Here is a 20084-nt window from a genome sequence, read left to right as displayed (position 1 = left end):
AACCGGTCCGGATTGTCCGGACGCTGCCAACAAGGATAGCTGTCCATCGGGCGTCCGCTCGAGAGCGGCACAAGTGGACACCATAATTGTGTCTTGGAGGAGAATTGGTATGGCAAAAATCAATAAGGTCATGGTTGGTGAATCGCTTGTCGGAGACGGCAACGAAGTCGCCCACGTCGATTTGCTGATTGGCCCGAGAGGGAGCCCGGTCGAGGCGGCATTCTGCAACGCACTGACCAACAACAAGGACGGCTTCACCACGCTTCTGGCGGTGATCGCACCCAACCTGCCTTGCAAACCCAACACCGTGCTGTTCAACAAGGTCACGATCAAGGGCGCCAAGCAGGCGGTGCAGATGTTCGGTCCCGCCCAGTTCGCCGTGGCCAAGGCCGTGCAGGACAGCGTGGCCGAAGGCGTCATTCCCGCCGAGGAAGCCGACGATGTCTTCATCTGCGTCGGCGTGTTCATTCACTGGGAAGCCAACGACGACGCCAAGATCCAGCAGTTCAACTACCAGGCCACCAAGGAGGCCATCAAGCGCGCCATCGACGGCACGCCCACGGCTGCCGAGGCAACCGCCAAACGCGATTCGGTGAAGCACCCCTTCGGAGCCTCATAGACAAGAGACAGCCCCGCACAGGGGAAACCCTCTGCCGAGCCGGATGGTCTGTTGCGCCGGCTGCTGAAAAGTCTGGGGTTCTGATCGCGGGGAAGCACGTGGCTTCCCCAACCAGCGCCGTTTGAACCTGCCCGCGAAGGCGCCGGCGGGAAAGTGTTTTCTGCCTTCTGATGCATCCAACGGGCGCGGCCTTCCGCGCCCATCTCGGCAAACAGCATCGGGGCGTGGCCGGGTCGCACCCCGCCCAGCATGTCAAACGATCCGCTCATGCCAATCGTCCGTTGGCACGGTTCATGGCCAGGTTCTAGCTTTCGCTGAGCCTGGCGATCTGTTTCGGCGTCAACACGCCATTGTGCAGCGACGTGGCCACCAGCGCCGCGCTGACGCCCAGTTCGGAAAGCTGCCGCAGGTCGGCTTCATGACGCACACCTCCGGCGGCGATCACCTCGCGATCGCCCGCCTTGGCCTTGATCTCGCGCAGCCGCGGGAAATCCGGTCCGGTGCCGGCGCCAACCTTGGCCAGCGTCATCACGATGACGCATGCCGGCCAAAGTTCGGGCTTGTTCAGCAATGTGGAAGGCCCCCGATACCCATCGGCGAAAAAGTCGAGCGAAAGGATCAGTCCGGGATGGTCGCGGAAGCGTTCGAGCACGCTGACGTCCTTCTGCGATTCAGACCCCAACACCGGACAAAGCGATGGCGTGGCCAGCGCGGCCGCCACGTTGATCAGGTCGGCAAGCCCGGCGTCCCACCACACGGTGGGTGAACCGGCCTCGCCCTGCAATCGTGCGATCGCGTCGTAGTTCGGGGTACGCCCCTCGATCGCGTCTATGTCGGCCACGTAAAAGGTGGAAAACGGATGCAGCCCGCGCAGGCCCGCAGCCACGGCGACGATATCCGGGCTCTGGCTAAGCGGGGTCACGATCGGCTTGTATCGGTCGCGGCGACCATGCTGGGCACGCACGACCTGACCGCCTTTCAGATCGAGCACAGGGATGATACGCATCTGTGGTCCTCGTTTCGCCCCCTATAAAAGCAAAAGCGTGCAGCATGAGCAAAGAAAAGAACATCGTGGTGGGTTGCGACATAGGCGGCGCGCATCTGAAGGTTGCCCGCGCCGAGGATGGTCGCATCGAAAAAGCGCTGACGCTGGCGACCCCGATCTGGCTCGGTCTCGACCGGCTGACCTCCGCCGCGCGCGAAGCGGCGCCATTGTTTGCCGGCAGCCGACTCAACGTCTTCACCATGACCGGCGAGCTTTCCGACATCTTCCCTTCGCGCGAGGCCGGCATTGCCTCGCTTCTCGACATCGTCGCCGGACACTTTCCGGGCAAGGCGCGGATCTATGCAGGGCGCTCCGGTTTCGTCCCATCCGACCGGGCGGCCGGACTGGCCGCCGACATAGCCTCCGCCAACTGGCTTGCGAGCGCGGCTTTGGTGGCAAAACAGGTCGGCACCGCGCTGTTCATCGACATGGGCTCGACCACGACCGATATCGTCGCGACCCGCAACGGCGTGGTTGAAAATACCGGCTACAACGATGCCGAGCGCCTTGCCACCGGCGAACTCGTCTACACCGGTTTTACCCGCAGCGCGTTGATCGGGGTTGCCGGCACCGCACCGGTGCGCGGGACGATGTCGCCGCTGATGAACGAATATTTTGCCTCGATCGCAGATGTCCACCGCATTCTTGGCGTGCTCGACGAGGGCGACGACAAGCAGCCGGCAGCCGACGGCCAGGCCAAGACCGTGGAGGGCTCCATCGCGCGCATGGCCCGCATGACCGGGCACGACGCCTCCGACCTTACCCTGCCGGAATGGCGCGATGTCGCGCACTGGTTCAGCGAGCAGCAGCTTCGGACAGTGCATGACGCGGGCTTCCGCGTGGCCGCCAAACTGGCGGATGACCCCGATGCACCAATCGTCGGTGCCGGCATCGGCCGCTGGCAGATCAGGCGGCTTGCCGAGCGCATGGAGCGACGTTTCGTCGATTTCGCGGAGCTTATCGAAGCAAGCGACGAAGCGCGCAGCGAAGCAAGCAGTGCCGCTCCGGCCGCAGCGCTGGCGCTGTTGGCCCGGGATGTGGAATAGCGCCATCGCCTTACTTCCTCTCGCGGGCCGGTGAATATGGGCAGGCATGACAACCCTTCAGTTCACCCCGACCCCCCGCATCACGGATGGGGGTGGAGCAAGCGCAGTCAACCGGCAAAATCCAAGAAGGACAGGCAGTTAAAGCCGCCTCCGGATTCAAGACATCAGCGCTCCGGCGGCACAATTCCCTCGGGACGGGCGTGTACATCGCGTCCCTTGGCGTCCTCATGCGCGAAATGGTCGTTCACCCTTTGCATCAGCCACCCCCAGGCCTCTTTCTCGTCAGAACCTGCGGTTTTCTCTATGGCAATCGCAAGATAAGCGATCTCGGTCTCCACCTTCTCGCGCGGCAGCATGCCGAGCCGGCTGACGAGGATCGCAAGTTCCAGCACCGCCGAACGAGCGCGGTTGAGGCCGGTGAAAGGCGCGTGCGTTTCCTCGGCCACCACGCGGCAGAAATGGCGCGGACGCACACCGTCATCCTGCACGTCGACGACCTCGAGCACCGAATGCGCCAGCGCTGCATCCAGCCGCGGCACCGGGCAGCCGTCAACCGGAACCGTCGGCCAGTCCTTGCGGCCGGTCAGGCAGCCGGCAAAGATGCGGGCGTCGTCCGTGTAGTTGGCAATGGCGAAGGGCACTTCCGACAGATTGTCCAGCGTGACCGAAGGGCGAAACGGCGCGATGATCCAGCCGTCCCGTTCCGCGATGATGCCGAGCGGCGCGATATGCACCTTGCCGTGGCGGTCGACGGTGGTGACGATCGTTTCGCGAATATAAGGCATCACCTGCCCTCCTTCTTCGCCCGCAGCGTGTGCCCGGCCTCGGCAAGCCGTGTGCGGTCGGCTTCGGGCTCGGGCGCCGCCACGCCCCACGCCAGCGGTTCGTCCTGCGCGTAGCGCTTGCCCAGTCGCCAGGCGATTTCGGCCTTCATCAGTTCGGCGCCCAGATAGAAGGCGTGTGCGCCATCATTCTCAACGCCAAGCCCGGCAAACAGTTCGAAAGCATCGGTCGCAACCGCATGCCCCTTGCCGTTGAAGATATGGATGCCGTCCTGCGCGGTCATGATGCGAAAATTGGCGTCGCGCACATTGGCGGCAAGTGCCGCGATGTCCTCCAGGCTCGCGGCATAAGGCTTGCGGTCATGTATCTGCAGCAACCCGGCATGGTAGCCGCGAGGCAGCGCGCCATCGGCACGGGCAGCGAACATCACGCGCCGGGCGATATCGTGCTCTTCCACCGTGCGCACCGTGTGCGGGCTGACATGCACCGTCAGCACATTGCGCACACCCAGCTCGGAGCACAGTCCCGCGAGCATGGCGGTGACACCGGAACTGTCCGCGTCTGTCAATTCGGTGAGATTGCCGGTGCCCATCAGCAGCTCGACGCCGGGCCAGCGTCGCCGCGCCTCGATGAACCGGCCGAGCGAGGCGGCAAAGCCGAAGTGAATGGGGTCGAGCACCGGATCGGCGATAAATTTTATCCCCCTGCGCTCAGCCACCTCGATTGCTCGCCCGAGCGAATCCAGATCGCCTGGAATGGAAGGGATCAGCACCGGCACGGCCGAGTGACCGAAAGCGAGCGGCAGCGTTTCCTCGTTGAGGCTAAGCAGATAGTCCGCGCCCGCCTCCGCGCCGATCCGCAACTCCTCGATGCTTGCCGAATCGACGCTGACGCAAAACCCCTCCTCCTTCAGCGCGCGCACCGCCTCGCCAAGCAGTGGAAAAGGCGTTTCGGGCAGACAGCCGAGGTCGATCACATCCGCGCCGGCCTCCCCCAGCACCCGCGCGCGGGCGAGCAACCCGGCGACCGACAGCATCGGCGCATCGACGACCTCGGCGAAGATGCGCATGTCATGGCGCGACAGGTCCGGCGGCTGGCCATCGCGGCCAAGGAAACCCGGCAGGTCCGCGACTTCATCCGGCCCGCGCACGAAAGGCACGTTGAAATGCCGCGTCAGCCGGTCGAGCTCACCGCGGTAGCGGCCGGGCAGGATCACGCGGTCCGGCCCTTCGGGAAGCCTGAGACGTCGCTTGACGATCTCCTCGGTCATCAGCGCCGCAACCTTCACGCCGATGTCTATGATTTCCCAGGAAAATTCCGTCTCGCCGAGACCGGACAGCACCCTTTCCAGCCGGGCTTTGGCCAGATGCCCGGTAAGGAAGACGAGCCGCTCAGCCATGGCTTTCCAGTTCGGCCCGGCGCGCGGCCACCGCCGTTTGCAGATCGGCAAGCGATTCCACCACATTGGTGTAGTGAAAACTCTTCAGTCGCTCGGTGTGCTCCAGGTCGATTGGGCGCGGATAGACCTTGACCATGCCGTGCGGCGCCATCGTTTCAAGTTCCGGAGCGGTATCGCAGGCAAATATGATCGATGGCACGCGGCACTTGCCGGCCTGCGCGTAGACATTGGTGGCGATGGTGTCCGAAATGCCGAGCACGCATTTGGCCACCGTGTTGGAGGTGGCGGGCGCAATCACCACCGTGTGGTAGATGCCGTGATAAAAGCCGCCGACGGGAATGGAACTCGCCGTCTTGTCGTGGATCACCCGCATCGTCCTGGGGAAATCGAGCTTCAGCTTGTACATGCGCAGAACTTCTTCGGCCGCCCTGGTGACGAAGATGTCGCAATGTTCCAGCTCATGGATGAGCGCGAAGCTCTCCGTGAAGAAATGGCCGGAGCCGGTCAACACCCAAGCCCAGCGTGGCGTGTGCAGTTTGGCCATCTATGCCGCTCCCCTCCGACCGGCCATCGATGCAGAAAAATTCCTGCCCGGCAAGGTATTTGCAGCGAGGCGTTCATGCGCCGTGGCCAGCGATGCAGGACCGGCGAGATGGAGTGCCGTGGCCTCGCCCAGCATTGCGGGCAGAAGGAGGTCAACGATTCCGGCGGCAACCAGCGCCTCGATGCCATCAGCATTTTCAAACGCGTCGGTCTGCTTGATGAGAAGCAATGCTTCGGCGCCGATACGTGCCGCAAGCCAGGCGGCGAGCGAATCCGAGGTCATGTCCCAGGACTGCGCAATATCCTCGGCCGCATCGCACATTTGCGAAGGCAGCCACACCGGCAGCTTGCCGCTCGTCAGGGCGCTGTCGATTTCTTCGAGCGAACGGGCCAGGGTCAGGCGCGCATCCATGTCGAGCAAAGCCAGCCCCATCTGGTCCATGGCCATGATCGCCATGAAATGGGCCGCGCGGTCGGAAAAGCCCATTTCGCCTTGCGCCTCACGCACCCGGTCGGCGAAAGGCCCGCCACCCGGAACGAGGACCAGAGGCCGTTGCGAGGCCGTCAGGATGGCGACCCAGTTTCGCATTTCGGCATGGTAGGCCGTGCTGCCGCCAAGCTTGACGACGACCCGCCTCATGAAGACGACCCCTTCTGGCCGCCCCCGTAAAACAGGCTGTCGGCCGGCGCAATGCCGTGATGACGCGCGGAATGCGCCTGTTCGCTGGCGCGCTTGCGCTCGATCTCGACGCCGACGCCGCCGGGCCCGAGCTCGAGCTTTTCCACCCGCACCCGCACCTGCATCACACGCGGGTCCTCCAGCACCAGTGCCGCCACCTGTTCAGCCAGCGCCTCGCTGAGTTGCACATGGCCGCGCGCGACAATGGTGCGGATGCCGTCCATGATGATGTCGTAGGAAAAGACATGGCGCATGTCTTCGGGTGCGTGCGTTACCCGCAGCACGTCGGCCACTACGTCGAAGCGCACCTTCTGCGTATGTCCATGCTCGAAGCTGTAGGCGCCGATCTGCACGGGCAGCACGAAGTCGCGCACGAAAATCTTGTCCGTGCCGAGAGACGGGTCCACCGCTCCCGGCGAATAGCCCCGCGCGGCGAGCAGCCGGTAGTCGACGCTGGAGGCAGTGCCCGCCGGACGCTCATCGGGGATCAGTTCGCGTATCTGCCGCACGGCTTCCAGCTCTATAGCGCCCTCGCGTTGGGACTGGTCGCAGAGCGCGCCGCGGAAACCCAGGAAATCGGGCAGCATCGGCAGGAGGCGCGGAATGTCTGGCGCTTCCAGCGAACCGGCAAGGCCGACCTTGAGGCCAAGCTCGCGGCATTCATCGACAAAGCCATGCAATTGGTCGGGCGGCAAATGGTCGAGCAGACGCCGGCCGTCTTTTTTTGCGGTGTCGAGCATGGCGCCATGGAAGCCGTGGCGCGCCAGAACTGCCAGCAACCCGAGATCCGGCTGAAGATCGGCAAACAGCACGCCGATAAGCCTGGTGCGCGCCGCGAGCGATGCCAAAGCCTCCGCGCAAGCCACCGCATCGGCGGACGGAAAGAAGCCGATCTTGACGTAGTCTACGCCGGTCGCGGCGATTTCCTCCACCTTGGCGCGGATGGTGTCGGGTTCCATCGGCAGGTCGCCGGCCACGGCACTGACCGGCTTGCGGCCCGCGACCGTTCCCATCGTCTGGCGGATCACATCGATGGCCACTGCTCCCAATGCTCCGGCCGCCGGGTCCTTGAGATCGACAATATCGGCGCCACCCGCAAGCGCGATCTCCGCCTCGTCGCCACCATTCACGCTCGCGAGCATTTTCGTCATGTCGTCAGTCCTTCCGGCGCAAGGCCAGTATGTTGCGGCAAGGTGGTCGAAATCCAAAGCATGTCCGCCCTTTGCCGATGTCGATATAGCGCATTCCGGCGCGCGGTCATGCACGTTCGGAAGTGCCGTTCCTCATTCGCATTCCCGCCGCCGCCGGCAAAAACGGCAATCGCGTTCCCGACGGGGTTGCCGCCGAGATTTATCGGAACGCACCGGCGCGCGGCCTTCCCGATCCGCCCCGAAACATGAGAGAAAGCGACACCGGGCGCATCCGCGCAGGCAAGTTTTCGGCCCGAAGCCTTTGACAATATGGAGGTCTGGGTTAAGTTCACCTTCGGCACCAACTTTTTGCGACACTTCCTCCCGGCTGGCGGCCGGGCGACGATGGGTGAGCCATTATGAAGAGCATGGTGCCGAACTCTCCGTGGATGTTCATCATTCTTTTTTTGGCGGCCGTCAACATTATGCCGGCCGTGGCGCAGGAAACCGCGCCGGCGGCACAGTCCGCCAAACCCGCGCAGCAGGTGACCGAAATCCGGATCGGCTATCTGCGCGCCTATGCCCCGCAACTGACGCTCTCCCTCCTTGACGTCCCTCCGGCTGATGAAGGGGTCGCCGGCGCCATGCTCGCCATCGGCGACAACAACACGACGGGCTCTTTCCTCAAGCAAAAGTTCGAACTCGACGTCGCCGAGATCAAACCCGACGCCGACGCTGTCGCGGCCTTCAACGAGCTGGTCGCCAGGGGCGACAAGAACATACTGGTCGACCTTTCGGCCAGGCAGATCCTGTCGATTGCCGACCTCGCGCGCGACAAGGGCGTGCTGCTCTTCAACGTCGGTAACACCGATGACAGCCTGCGCGAAGAGGATTGCAGGCCGAACGTGTTCCACATTGCCCCGACGCGCACCATGCTGGCCGATGCGCTGGCGCAATATCTCATCTGGAAGCAATGGCCGCGCTGGGTCCTGATCTACGGTTCGCATGAGAAGGACCAGCTCTACGCCGATGCCCTGCGGCGTGCGGCCACCCGCTTCGGCGGCAAGATCCTGGCTGAGAAGGAGTTCAAGGATACCGGCACGGCGCGGCGCACAGATACCGGCGTAATCCAGATCCAGCAGCAGATTCCCGTCTTCACGCAGGACCTGCCCGACCATGACGTCACGCTGGTTGCCGACGAAAGCGAAGTGTTCGGCACCTATATCCCCTACCGCACCTGGCTGCCGCGGGTGGTGGCGGGAACCGCCGGCCTCGTGCCTTCCTCCTGGCATCCGGCCAGCGAGCAATGGGCAGGCATGCAGATACAGGACCGCTTCTTCAAGCAGAGCAACCGCAACATGCTGTCCAGGGACATGTCCGCCTGGACGGCGGTGCGCGTGGTGGGCGAGGCCGCGACCCGCACCAACAGCGGCGACCAGGCGAAGATCAACGACTATCTGCACAGCGACAAGTTCTCGGTGGCGGCATTCAAGGGCCAGAAGCTCACCTTCCGGCCCTGGAACCTGCAATTGCGGCAGCCGATCTTCCTTGGTGATGCCAAATCCGTCGTTACCACCTCGCCGCAGGAGGGGTTCCTGCATCAGGTCTCGGAACTCGACACGCTTGGCGTCGATCAGCCCGAGACCAAATGCGTGTTCAAGAAATAGAGGCGAAGCTGAAAACGGGAGGAGTAACGCAGGATGCGCAGACAGTTGACACTGACGGCCCTGGCGCTGGGGCTCGGGATCACGGCAAGTCCCGCATGGGCCTATATGGTCTATGTTTCCAACGAGAAGGACAACACCATGACGATCGTCGATTCATCGACGATGAAGGTGGTGAAGACGGTGGATGTGGGCCAGCGGCCGCGCGGCATCACCATCTCGCCCGACGGAAAATTCGTCTATCTGTGCGCAAGCGACGACGACACGGTCCAGGTGATCGACACCGAAACGCTCCAGGTGGTCGGAACCCTCCCCTCTGGACCCGACCCGGAATTGTTCGTGCTCTCGCCGGACGGCAAGGTTCTCTACATCGCCAATGAGAACGACAACCTCGTCACCGCCATCGACCTCGAAAGCAAGAAGGTGACGGCCGAAATCCCGGTCGGCGTCGAGCCGGAGGGCATGGGGATCAGCCCCGACGGGAAAACGCTGGTGAACACATCCGAAACGACCAGCATGGCCCATTTCATCGACACCGCGACCCATGAGATAACCGACAATGTGCTGGTCGATACGCGCCCCCGCTTCGCCGAGTTCAAGCCGGACGGCTCTGAAGTCTGGGTGAGCGCGGAAGTCGGCGGCACCGTTTCGGTCATCGACAATGCCACCCGTGAGGTAAAGCACAAGATCACCTTCGAGATTCCCGGATTGCGGTCGGAGGCGATACAGCCCGTAGGCGTGCGCATTACCGCCGATGGCAAGAAGGCCTATGTGGCGCTCGGGCCGGCCAATCGCGTCGCGGTGGTGAACGCCGAAACCTATGAGGTCGAAAAATACGTGCTGGTCGGCCAGCGCGTCTGGCAGCTTGCCTTCACCCCCGACCAGAAAACGATCATCAGCACCAACGGCATTTCAAACGACATCACATTTATCGACGTCGCCACCGACGAACCGGTCGAGTCCGTCACCGTGGGCGCCCTGCCCTGGGGCGTGGTGGTATCGCCGAAATAAGCATTTTGCAGGCAACACAAGGAGGAGAAGACGATGAGGAACTACCGTGCAATCGCTTTCGCAACCCTGTTGGGCGCGGCGCTGCTGCCTGCGCACGTGCTGGCGCAGGATGCGGACGACGATGACGACGAGCCGCAGCACACGCGCTCCAGCCAGAACGTGCCGGAACTGAAGCTGGGCTCGGCGGAAAGTACCTATGACGTCAACCAGAAGGACTTCACCCTTCTCGCCGGGCAGGGCTATCGCTGGAAAATCACCTCGGGCGCCGCCTTCGAGTACAAATTCCAGACCGATCTGTTTCGCGACACCTGGGTCAACCAGATCGTCATCGACGATCTGGAAGTGCACATGAACGGTGCGCCGGCCTGGCTGGAATTCGATTCCCCCGGAACCATCCTGGTGCAGTTCAACACCGTGCGGCCGGGAACTTATACCTGGTCGGTGCCCGATCTTGCCGACAAGGGCATGAAAGGCACCATTACCGTCAAATAGGCCAATGGAGACCGGCCTGCGCAGGCACTATGCTCGTCATGGGCAAAGGAGCGATCCGACTTGCAGCATGTGAAGACTGACGGCAATGGCGGCGTGGCGGCCCTCGAGGTCGCCGCGGTCAGCCATTTCTACGGCTCCAAGTGCGCCCTGTCGGATGTGTCCTTCACCATCCCGCCGGCCAGCTTCACGGTTCTTCTCGGCCTCAACGGGGCCGGGAAAACCACCTTGTTCTCCCTGATCAGCCGGCTGTACAACACGCGGCAAGGCACGATCCGCATTTTCGGCCACGACGTGACGCGCGCCGCCGGCCAGGCCTTGCGGCGTCTCGGCATCGTCTTCCAGGCGCGAACGCTCGATCTCGATCTCAGCGTCTACCAGAACCTCGCCTATCACGCCTCGCTCCACGGCATCGGCGCGCGACAGGCGCGCCAGCGCATCGACGCGCTGCTGCAGCAGGTGGACATGAGCGACCGGCTGCGTGACAAGGCGCGCAGCCTTTCCGGCGGCCAGATGCGTCGCATCGAGATCGCCCGCGCGCTCCTGCACCAACCGTCGCTGCTGCTGCTGGACGAGGCGACTGTCGGCCTCGACATCCAGTCGCGCGCCGGCATCCTCGCCACCATCCGCGATCTGGTGGCGACCGAGGGCATCAGCGTGCTGTGGGCCACGCATCTCATCGACGAGGTCGAGGATAGCGACCATGTCGTGGTGCTCCGGGAAGGACGCGTGGTTGCCGCGGGCAATGTGGCCGACGTGGTCCGTTCCACCGGCCGCAAATCGATCCGCGACGCGTTTTCGCACCTCAGCGGCATCGACACCCGCCAGATGACGGACCTGCAGCCATGAGCGCACATGCAGTCCACTCGACCGGAAAGGACGTTCTGGCCATGCAGGCGCCAGGCTTCGGCCCGCGCCAATATCTCATCTGCCTGAAAGGCATCATGGTGCGCGAGGGCCTGCGTTTCGTGAACCAGCGCGAACGCTTCATCTCCTCGCTGGTGAGACCGCTGGTGTGGCTGCTGATATTCGCCGCCGGCTTCCGGCAGGTGCTCGGCGTGTCGATCATCCCGCCCTACAAGACCTACGTGCTCTACGAGGTCTACATCACGCCGGGCCTGTGCGGCATGATCCTGCTATTCTCCGGCATGCAGTCATCGCTGTCGATGGTCTATGACCGCGAGATGGGCAATATGCGCACGTTGTTGGTGAGCCCCTTCCCGCGCTGGTACCTGCTCGTCTCCAAGCTTTTTGCCGGTGTCACCGTATCGATCGCGCAGGTCTATGTGTTCCTGCTGGTGGCCTATTTCTTCGACATCAGGATGTCGGCGCGCGGCTACCTGTTTGCGCTGCCGGCCCTCTTCCTGGCAGGGCTGATGCTGTGCGCGCTGGGCATGTTCCTGTCCTCGGTCATCAAGCAGCTCGAGAATTTCTCGGGCGTCATGAATTTCGTGATCTTCCCGATGTATTTCGCCTCGCCCGCGCTCTACCCTCTGTGGCGCATTCAGCAGTCGAGCCCCCTGCTTTACAAGATCTGCCAGCTCAATCCCTTCACCTACGCCGTCGAACTGATCCGCTTTGCCCTCTATGAGCAGATCGACTGGCTGTCGCTCGCCGTCGTGGTCGGTTGCACCGTGCTGTTCCTGGCCGGTGCCATCATCGCCTACGACCCCGCGCGCGGCCTCATCACCCGCAAACAGGATACGGGAGGAAACGCCTGATGAACCCGAGAAGGTCGATCTGCAATTTCGCCGCCGTCCTGGCCGGACTCGGCATTGCAAGCCCCGCGCTTGCCGACGCCACCAACCCCGACTGGCCCTGCATGCAGCGCAAGGTGCCGGAACTGTCGCTGGCGCAGGTATGGTCCGGACCCGAGCTTCCCGAGGCCGCCAGGGACTGGGCGAACGATCCCGAAATTTCCCGCCGCGTGCAGGATCTCTCCGCCCGCCGCGTACCGCTCAAGGATGCGGCGCAGGAGATTAAGGATTTTGCCGCGAGCCTGCCGGGCGACCAGCTCCTGCCCAAAATGGCCATGCTCGAGCAAGGTCTCTTCGACCATATGAACGCCGAGCGCTCGAATGTCATGGACGGCATCACGCGCTACGCCCACAAGCAGATCGAGCTTGCTACCCAGCTGCGCAAGGAGGCCTCCCAGGTCGATGATCTGGAAGACAGCAAGAAGGCCGATCCCAAGGTGCTCTCCCAGCGGCAGGACCAGCTTGCCTGGGGCACTCGCATCTTCCAGGAGCGTGTGAAGTCGCTGACCTATGTGTGCGAGGTACCGACCATCATCGAGCAGCGGTTGTACCAGCTTTCCAAGGCCGTCGCCGACACACTGACGGCGAAGAAATAACGCGGCCGCCTCACACGGAAGCTTCGGCTGCCGGGTAGAGCGTGCCGAACAGCGGCAGGTACATCGCGCCCTTGCGCATCAGGAAATCGTGGAACGTCGCCATGGCCGGCGAAATCGCCCGGTCGGCGCGCATGACCGCGAACCACTGTCGCCGGATCGGCATGCCCACCACATCGAGGATGACGAGGCGACGGGTCTCCACCTCGAACGCCACGGTGTGAGCCGAGATGAAGGCGATGCCCAGCCCCGCCATGACGGCCTGCTTGATGGTTTCGTTGGAATCCATTTCGATCCCCAGATCGTCGAGCCGGCCGGGAATTTCGCTCAGGAAAATCTCCAGCGAGATGCGCGTGCCCGAACCCGGCTCCCGCACCAGGAAATTCTCGCGCGCGATGCGCTCCTTGGAGATGTCGCGCGCTTTGGCCAGCGGGTGATCCGGCGAAGCGATGATGACCAGCGGATGATCGCCGAAGGCAGACGCCCGCACCGGCACGTCGCGCGCAGGCCTGCCCATCATGGCGATGTCGACCTCGTGGCTCCTGAGATTGGCGATGGTCTCCGCCCGGTTGCCGATCTTCAGGCGCATCTCGATATCGGGATATTCCTTCATGAAAGCCGCCATGAGCTGCGGCGCGAAATATTTGGCCGTGGAGACCACGCCGAGCGTCAGGCTGCCGGCACGCACACCCTTGATGGCGTCGATCTGGTCCTCCAGCAAGCGCAATCGTTCCTCCAGCGCCTGTGCCGCATCCACAAAGGCCAGCCCTGCGGCAGTCGGACGCATCCCCTCCGCCGTGCGGTCGAACAGCGCAATGCCAAGTTCTTCCTCAGCCTGCCTGAGCTGGATCGTCACCGCCGGCGCAGAAAGGCCTAACACCTTGGCTGCATTGACAATTTTACCATGTGCGAGGATGGCTTGAATGGTCCGGAACTGTCGGAATGTCAGATTGCGCATGACTTAGATAAATTGTTTTTATCGGCAAAGTAAAGTTATTAAAATTTACTTATCCATGCGGCTTTGTTCTCCTTTTCAAATGCCCGGCCACAGCGCTCCGGGCTGGAGGAGGACAGATGACGGCAGCGACACTCGATGCGGTTTTGAACTCTTACGTTCGCGGCGGAAGCGGCATCCGCGCCGACATCGCCGCCACGGTGCATCAACTGGCGCTGGCCGCGAACAAGATTCGCAGCACCATCAACCAAGGTGCGCTCGGCAAGGCCTTTGCCGGCACACGCGGCACCAACACCGATGGCGACGTGCAGAAGGACCTCGATGTCTTCGCCGACGACATCTTCCTCGACGCGGTGCGTCATGCCCCGGTCGGGCTGTATGCATCCGAAGAGCTGGAGCAGCCCGTGCTGCTCGACAAGGATGCCAGCCTCGCGCTTGCCATCGACCCGCTCGACGGCTCCTCCAACATCGACACGAATGTGTCGATCGGCACCATTTTCTCGTTCCTCCCGGCAACTGGCGCGCCGGACCAAAATCCGGCCGCCCCTTTTTTCCAGACGGGAACGAACCAGCTCGGCGCTGGCTTCTTCATCTACGGCCCGCAACTCGCGCTTGTGCTGTCGCTGGGCAGCGGCACGCATGTCTTCGTACAGTCGGCCCGGCTCGGCACCTTCGTGCAAGCCTATGAAAGTCGCGTCATACCGGCGCGCGCGCATGAGTTCGCCATCAACGCCGCCAATTATCGCCATTGGGATGAAGCCGTGCGGCTTTATGTGGACGATTGCATGAAGGGCAGTGAAGGCCCGCGCGAGCGCGACTTCAATATGCGCTGGATCGCCTCGCTGGTGGCCGAGTGCTACCGCATCCTCATGCGCGGCGGCGTCTTCCTCTACCCCGGCGACCAGCGCCGCCGCTATGGAAACGGCCGCCTGCGTCTCGTCTATGAAGCCAACCCGATCGCCTACCTCATAGAGCAGGCGGGAGGTGCGGCCACCGATACGGTTGACCGCATCCTGGAAATACCGCCGCAAAGCCTGCACCAGCGCGTGCCGCTGGTGTTCGGCTCCGCCCGCGAGGTGGCGCGGATCGCCCGCTACCACACCGATCCCAGCAGTATCGGCGAGAGATCGCCGCTGTTCGGCAATCGCGGCCTGTTTCGCGCGTGATCGGGAGATAGCGGCTCATGTCGGCAAAGCATCCGATCATTTCGATCACCGGTTCGTCAGGTGCGGGAACCACGTCCGTGAAGCGGATTTTCGAGCAGATTTTTCGGCGCGAAAGTATAGAGGCCGCCTTCATAGAAGGCGACGCGTTCCACCGCTTCGACCGCGCGGCAATGAAGCAGAAGGTCGCCGAGGAAGAGAAGAAGGGCAATCCAAACTTCACCCACTTCAACGTGGAGGCAAACGAACTGGAAATCCTCGAATCCGTCTTCGAGGAATATGGCCGCCGCGGCACAGGCCGCACGCGGACCTACATCCACGACGAGGACGAGGGCAAGCTCTTCGGTCAGGAACCCGGCACTTTCACCGACTGGCGCGCGTTCGAGCCGAGCGACCTTCTGTTCTACGAAGGCCTGCATGGCTGCGTAGCGACAGAGGAGGTCAATATCGCCCGATATGCCGATCTCAAGATCGGCGTCGTTCCGGTCATCAATCTCGAATGGATCCAGAAGATCCACCGCGACCGGTCCACGCGCGGCTATTCCACCGAAGCGGTCATGGACGTGATCCTGCGGCGCATGCCCGACTATGTGCGCTACATCACCCCGCAATTCACGCAGACCGACATCAATTTCCAGCGTGTGCCGATCGTCGATACGTCGAACCCCTTCATCGCCCGCTGGATACCGACGCCGGACGAATCGATGCTGGTCATCCGCTTTGCGCGGCCACGCGGCATCGATTTTCCCTATCTGCTGTCGATGATCAACGACAGCTTCATGTCGCGGGCGAATTCCATCGTCGTGCCGGGCAACAAGCTCGATCTCGCCATGCAGCTCATCCTGACCCCGCTGATCCTGCAGCTTATCGAGCGCAAGAAGCGCGCGTCGTGAGGGCGAGGCAGATGGCGCGGCAACACCGACACATGAACACGACCAAGAAGGAGAGCTGACCATGGCGCGCATCACCCTGAGGCAATTGCTCGACCACGCCGCCGAACGCGGCTATGGCGTGCCGGCCTTCAACATCAACAACATGGAACAGGGCCTCGCCATCATGGAGGCGGCCAGGGCCTGCGATGCGCCCGTCATCATCCAGGCCTCGCGCGGCGCCCGCTCCTACGCCAACGACATCATGCTGGCAAAGATGATCGACGCGCTGGCCGACATCTATCCCGAAATCCCGGTCTGCATGCATCAGGACCACGGCAATGACGAAGCCACCTGCCTCACCGCCATCCGCCACGGCTTCACCTCGGTGATGATGGACGGCTCGCTGGAGGCCGACGCCAGGACGCCCGCGAGCTATGAATACAACGTCGCCATCACCGAGCGTGTTGCCCGCATGGCCCATTGGGTCGGTGCCTCTGTGGAAGGCGAACTGGGCGTTCTCGGCTCGCTCGAAAGCGGCCAGGGCGAGGCTGAGGACGGTCACGGCGCCGAAGGCGCGCTGTCGCACGACCAGCTTCTGACCGACCCGGACCAAGCCGTCGACTTCGTCGCCCGTACCAGGGTCGATGCACTGGCGATTGCCTGCGGCACCTCGCACGGCGCCTACAAATTCACCCGCAAGCCCGATGGCGAAATCCTCGCCATGCGGGTGATCGAGGAAATCCACCGCAAGCTGCCCAACACGCATCTGGTCATGCACGGCTCCTCCTCGGTGCCGCAGGAGCTGCAGGACGTCATCAACAAGTTCGGCGGCGAGATGCCCCAGACCTACGGCGTGCCGGTGGAGGAGATTGAGCGCGGCATCCGCCACGGCGTGCGCAAGGTCAACATCGACACCGACTGCCGCATGGCCATGACCGGCCAGTTCCGCCGCATCGCCATGGAGAGCCCGCGTGAGTTCGACCCGCGCAAGTTCCTGAAACCGGCGATGGACGCCATGCGCGACCTTTGCCGCGACCGGCTCGAACGCTTCGGCGCCGCCGGCAACGCCTCGAAGATCAAGGTGATCGCCATGGACGAGATGGCCCGGCGCTACGCCGCCGGCAAGCTCGACCCGCAGATCGCCACCGCCAGGGCCGCCTGACCGGCCGCCCGACCCGAATTCACGAAAGGACCTCAGCCATGGCCAACAAGTCCGAAACCGTCACTGGAGCGGCGCGCTACAGATCCGGTGTCATGGAATACAAGAAGATGGGCTATTGGGAGCCCGACTACGAGCCCAGGGACACCGACGTCATCGCCGTGTTCCGCATCACGCCGCAGGACGGCGTCGATCCGGTCGAGGCGGCGGCGGCCGTCGCCGGCGAAAGTTCGACGGCGACCTGGACCGTGGTGTGGACCGACCGCCTGACGGCGACGGAAAAGTACCGCGCCAAGGCCTACAGGGTCGATCAGGTGCCCAACGCGCCCGACCAGTACTTCGCCTATATCGCCTACGATCTCGATCTGTTCGAGCCGGGCTCCATCGCCAATCTGACGGCCTCGATCATCGGCAATGTGTTCGGCTTCAAGCCGCTCAAGGCGCTGCGGCTGGAGGATATGCGCCTGCCGGTCGCCTATGTGAAGACTTTCCAAGGCCCGGCCACCGGCATCGTGGTCGAGCGCGAGCGCCTCGACAAGTTCGGCCGCCCGCTGCTCGGCGCCACCGTCAAGCCCAAGCTCGGCCTGTCGGGCCGCAACTACGGCCGCGTGGTTTATGAAGCGCTGAAGGGCGGGCTCGACTTCACCAAGGACGACGAGAACATCAACTCGCAGCCCTTCATGCATTGGCGCGAACGCTTCCTCTACTGCATGGAGGCGGTCAACAAGGCGCAGTCCGAGACGGGCGAGATCAAGGGCACCTATCTCAACGTCACCGCCGCGACCATGGAGGACATGTACGAGCGCGCCGAATTCGCCCGCGATCTCGGCTCCAACATCGTCATGATCGACCTGGTCATCGGCTATACGGCGATCCAGTCCATGGCCAAGTGGGCGCGCAGGAATGACATGATCCTGCACCTGCACCGCGCCGGCCACTCGACCTACACGCGCCAGAAGAATCATGGCGTGTCCTTCCGTGTCATCGCCAAGTGGATGCGGCTTGCGGGCGTGGACCACATCCATGCGGGCACGGTGGTGGGCAAGCTCGAAGGCGACCCGGCCACGACGAAGGGTTACTACGACGTCTGCCGCGAGGATTTTAATCCCATGCGACTGGAGAACGGCATCTTCTTCGACCAGGATTGGGCTTCGCTCAACAAGCTGATGCCCGTGGCCTCGGGCGGCATCCATGCCGGCCAGATGCACCAGCTCATCGACCTGCTGGGCGAGGATGTCGTGCTGCAGTTTGGCGGCGGCACCATCGGCCACCCGATGGGCATCGCGGCCGGCGCCACCGCCAATCGTGTCGCGCTGGAATGCATGATCCTCGCCCGCAACGAGGGCCGCGACATTGTCCGGGAAGGCCCCGAAATCCTGAAGAATGCGGCCCGGACCTGCCTGCCGCTGAAGCAGGCGCTCGAAACCTGGAAAGACGTGACCTTCAACTACGCCTCGACCGACTCGCCGGACTTCGTGCCGGTGGCGACGGCGGCGGAATAAGGCGGAATAAGGAGACCAGACCATGCGTATCACCCAGGGAGCCTTCTCGTTCCTGCCGGACCTCACCGACGATCAGATTCGCGCGCAGGTGCAGTACTGCATCGACAATGGCTGGGCGGTCAGCCTTGAGTTCACCGACGACCCGCACCCCCGCAACACCTATTGGGACATGTGGGGCCACCCTATGTTCGACAATCCCGATGCCGCGGCCCTGATGCTGGAGCTGCAGGATTGCCGCAAGGTCTATGGCGACCGCTACATCCGCGTCGTGGCCTTCGATTCCAGCCATGGCTGGGAGTCGGTGAAACTGTCCTTCATCGTCAACCGCCCGGCCGAGGAACCCGGCTTCCGGCTGGAACGGCAGGAAGCTGTCGGCCGCATGGTCCGCTACACGACCAAGCCCTACGCGGCGGACAGGCCTGCGGGCAGCAGATACGGGTGAAATCGGGCCGAGCGCCAAAGTACCCCACTCCGGCCCCTGGGGTCCCTCTCCCCCGGACAGGGGGAGAGGTGGTTTGCGCGGCAAACCGGAGCGGGGATGCTTCGATCCAACCTGGCCCGAACAGCAGAGTATGCATCATGTCCGCAACCGCAACAGCCGAACCCGAAACCCCTGCCCCGGAAATCCCCTCGGCGATCGACCTGCGCGAAGAGTTCGAGAGCTCGGGCGTCAAGGAAGTTCTGGCCGAACTCGACCGCGACCTGATCGGCCTCGCCCCGGTCAAGAAGCGCATCCGCGAAACCGCTGCGCTGCTTCTGGTGGAGCGGGCGCGCAAGCGCATGGGACTGGCCCACGAAACGCCGACGCTGCATATGAGCTTCACCGGCAATCCCGGAACCGGCAAGACGACGGTGGCGCTGCGCATGGCCGACCTGCTGCATCGCCTCGGCTACATCCGTAAGGGACATCTCGTCTCGGTGACACGTGATGATCTCGTTGGCCAATATATCGGCCATACTGCGCCGAAGACGAAGGAAATCCTGAAAAAGGCGATGGGCGGCGTCCTGTTCATCGACGAGGCCTACTATCTCTACCGCCCTGAGAACGAACGCGACTACGGTCAGGAGGCAATTGAAATCCTGCTTCAGGTCATGGAAAACCAGCGCGACGATCTTGTCGTCATCCTTGCCGGCTACGCCCAGCGCATGGACCGCTTTTTCGAGAGCAATCCCGGATTCCGCTCACGCATCGCCCACCACATCGATTTTCCGGACTATACGGACGGGGAGCTTCTGGAGATCGCGAAGAAAATGCTCGACCACCAGAACTACCATCTCGACCAGGCGGCCGTCTCCGCGCTGACCAACTATATCGCGCGACGCCGCGATCAGCCGCATTTCGCCAATGCGCGCTCGATCCGCAACGCCCTCGACCGGGCGCGGCTGCGGCAGGCCAACCGCCTGTTCGAAACCTCCAAAGGCCCGCTTGACGCAGCGGCGCTCTCGACTATCTCGGCCGAAGACATTACAGCCAGCCGGGTGTTCGGCATCAAGACCAGAAGCGAGGCAACCCGCCCATGACCGCAAAGACCCTGATTGCCCCTTCGGTCCTGTCGGCCGATTTCTCCCGCCTCGGCGATGAGGTCGAGGCGGTGGCAGCCAGCGGCGCCGACTGGATCCATCTCGACGTCATGGACGGCCATTTCGTCCCCAACATCACCTTCGGCCCGCCGGT

The 20084-nt window shown here is 63.2% G+C and carries 21 protein-coding genes and 1 pseudogene; 15 read left to right on the top strand and 7 right to left on the bottom strand.

The genetic code is table 11. The features are described from left to right. Positions 1 to 109: 109 nt before the first annotated feature. Positions 110 to 619, top strand: a complete 510-nt coding sequence (gene fae, locus C7441_RS16285; RefSeq protein ID WP_109613787.1) for a formaldehyde-activating enzyme — start codon at positions 110 to 112, stop codon at positions 617 to 619. Positions 620 to 923: 304 nt separating this feature from the next. Here fae and C7441_RS16280 read toward each other — a convergent pair whose 3' ends face one another. After that, positions 924 to 1625, bottom strand: coding sequence for a HisA/HisF-related TIM barrel protein (locus C7441_RS16280; RefSeq protein ID WP_109613786.1), 702 nt, complete (start codon positions 1623 to 1625; stop codon positions 924 to 926). 44 nt (positions 1626 to 1669) lie between these two features. On the opposite strand from C7441_RS16280, the gene C7441_RS16275 reads away from it, so the two are divergent. Continuing rightward, positions 1670 to 2710 (top strand): hydantoinase/oxoprolinase family protein, encoded by a 1041-nt coding sequence (locus C7441_RS16275; protein WP_109613785.1) that lies wholly within the window; start codon positions 1670 to 1672, stop codon positions 2708 to 2710. Between the two features lie 164 nt (positions 2711 to 2874). Here the strand turns inward: C7441_RS16275 and C7441_RS16270 are convergent, their stop codons facing one another. From C7441_RS16270 to C7441_RS16250, 5 genes are read right to left on the bottom strand one after another with little or no spacing between them, the layout of a single operon-like run. Then, positions 2875 to 3495, bottom strand: a complete 621-nt coding sequence (locus tag C7441_RS16270; RefSeq protein ID WP_109613784.1) for a DUF447 domain-containing protein — start codon at positions 3493 to 3495, stop codon at positions 2875 to 2877. Beyond that, positions 3495 to 4892, bottom strand: coding sequence for a DUF6513 domain-containing protein (locus C7441_RS16265; RefSeq protein ID WP_109613783.1), 1398 nt, complete (start codon positions 4890 to 4892; stop codon positions 3495 to 3497). Before C7441_RS16265 ends, C7441_RS16270 begins: the two co-directional genes overlap by 1 nt. Then, positions 4885 to 5436, bottom strand: a complete 552-nt coding sequence (locus tag C7441_RS16260) for a flavoprotein (RefSeq protein ID WP_109613782.1) — start codon at positions 5434 to 5436, stop codon at positions 4885 to 4887. The genes C7441_RS16265 and C7441_RS16260 overlap by 8 nt, the downstream gene beginning before the upstream one ends. Beyond that, positions 5437 to 6075: an amino acid kinase family protein gene (locus C7441_RS16255; RefSeq protein ID WP_109613781.1), complete on the bottom strand. Its 639-nt coding sequence runs from the start codon at positions 6073 to 6075 to the stop codon at positions 5437 to 5439. It abuts the gene before it with no gap. Continuing rightward, positions 6072 to 7265, bottom strand: a complete 1194-nt coding sequence (locus tag C7441_RS16250) for a (5-formylfuran-3-yl)methyl phosphate synthase (RefSeq protein ID WP_109613780.1) — start codon at positions 7263 to 7265, stop codon at positions 6072 to 6074. The genes C7441_RS16255 and C7441_RS16250 overlap by 4 nt, the downstream gene beginning before the upstream one ends. Positions 7266 to 7729: 464 nt before the next feature. Here C7441_RS16250 and C7441_RS16240 point away from each other — a divergent pair, with 464 nt between their 5' ends. Genes C7441_RS16240 through C7441_RS16215 form a run of 6 tightly spaced genes read left to right on the top strand, consistent with a single transcriptional unit; the run spans position 7730 to position 12761 of the window. Further along, positions 7730 to 8911 (top strand): ABC transporter substrate-binding protein, encoded by a 1182-nt coding sequence (locus C7441_RS16240; protein WP_425326595.1) that lies wholly within the window; start codon positions 7730 to 7732, stop codon positions 8909 to 8911. A 33-nt stretch (positions 8912 to 8944) separates the two neighbouring features. Next, complete coding sequence (locus tag C7441_RS16235; RefSeq protein ID WP_109613777.1) at positions 8945 to 9919, top strand: YVTN family beta-propeller repeat protein; 975 nt, start codon at positions 8945 to 8947, stop codon at positions 9917 to 9919. Positions 9920 to 9952: 33 nt separating this feature from the next. Further along, on the top strand, positions 9953 to 10411 hold the full coding sequence (locus tag C7441_RS16230; RefSeq protein ID WP_109613776.1) for a cupredoxin domain-containing protein: 459 nt from the start codon (positions 9953 to 9955) through the stop codon (positions 10409 to 10411). A 60-nt stretch (positions 10412 to 10471) separates the two neighbouring features. Further along, positions 10472 to 11257, top strand: coding sequence for an ABC transporter ATP-binding protein (locus C7441_RS16225; protein WP_109613775.1), 786 nt, complete (start codon positions 10472 to 10474; stop codon positions 11255 to 11257). 41 nt (positions 11258 to 11298) lie between these two features. Then, positions 11299 to 12129 (top strand): ABC transporter permease, encoded by an 831-nt coding sequence (locus C7441_RS16220; protein WP_170125167.1) that lies wholly within the window; start codon positions 11299 to 11301, stop codon positions 12127 to 12129. Then, complete coding sequence (locus C7441_RS16215) at positions 12129 to 12761, top strand: hypothetical protein (protein ID WP_109613773.1); 633 nt, start codon at positions 12129 to 12131, stop codon at positions 12759 to 12761. The genes C7441_RS16220 and C7441_RS16215 overlap by 1 nt, the downstream gene beginning before the upstream one ends. A 10-nt stretch (positions 12762 to 12771) precedes the next feature. On the opposite strand, the gene C7441_RS16210 is transcribed toward C7441_RS16215, so the two are convergent. Beyond that, complete coding sequence (locus C7441_RS16210) at positions 12772 to 13716, bottom strand: LysR family transcriptional regulator (protein ID WP_019171303.1); 945 nt, start codon at positions 13714 to 13716, stop codon at positions 12772 to 12774. A gap of 116 nt (positions 13717 to 13832) precedes the next feature. Between C7441_RS16210 and C7441_RS16205 the strand changes: the two genes are divergently transcribed. The 7 genes and pseudogenes from C7441_RS16205 to C7441_RS16175 form a co-directional block, all read left to right on the top strand. Beyond that, positions 13833 to 14879, top strand: coding sequence for a class 1 fructose-bisphosphatase (locus tag C7441_RS16205; protein WP_109613772.1), 1047 nt, complete (start codon positions 13833 to 13835; stop codon positions 14877 to 14879). Between the two features lie 17 nt (positions 14880 to 14896). Continuing rightward, positions 14897 to 15769 carry a phosphoribulokinase gene (locus tag C7441_RS16200; RefSeq protein WP_019171301.1) on the top strand — a complete coding sequence of 291 codons (873 nt, stop codon included), beginning with the start codon at positions 14897 to 14899 and terminating at the stop codon, positions 15767 to 15769. Between the two features lie 61 nt (positions 15770 to 15830). Further along, positions 15831 to 16910 (top strand): class II fructose-bisphosphate aldolase, encoded by a 1080-nt coding sequence (gene fba / locus C7441_RS16195; RefSeq protein WP_109613771.1) that lies wholly within the window; start codon positions 15831 to 15833, stop codon positions 16908 to 16910. A gap of 38 nt (positions 16911 to 16948) precedes the next feature. Next, a complete protein-coding gene (locus tag C7441_RS16190) occupies positions 16949 to 18409 on the top strand; it encodes a form I ribulose bisphosphate carboxylase large subunit (RefSeq protein ID WP_109613770.1) in 1461 nt (486 codons plus the stop codon). 22 nt (positions 18410 to 18431) lie between these two features. Continuing rightward, positions 18432 to 18851 (top strand): ribulose bisphosphate carboxylase small subunit, encoded by a 420-nt coding sequence (locus tag C7441_RS16185; RefSeq protein ID WP_019171299.1) that lies wholly within the window; start codon positions 18432 to 18434, stop codon positions 18849 to 18851. Between the two features lie 137 nt (positions 18852 to 18988). Continuing rightward, the gene (gene cbbX, locus C7441_RS16180) at positions 18989 to 19930 is read left to right on the top strand and encodes a CbbX protein (RefSeq protein WP_109613769.1); all 942 of its coding nucleotides are present in this window, start codon (positions 18989 to 18991) and stop codon (positions 19928 to 19930) included. Next, positions 19927 to 20084 (top strand): annotated as a pseudogene (locus C7441_RS16175) (ribulose-phosphate 3-epimerase); the annotation flags it as partial. The gene cbbX and the pseudogene C7441_RS16175, both read left to right, overlap by 4 nt.

This window comes from Pseudaminobacter salicylatoxidans (genome assembly GCF_003148475.1).
GTDB classification, from domain to species: domain Bacteria; phylum Pseudomonadota; class Alphaproteobacteria; order Rhizobiales; family Rhizobiaceae; genus Pseudaminobacter; species Pseudaminobacter salicylatoxidans.
This window is presented reverse-complemented; position numbering and strand designations above follow the sequence as displayed.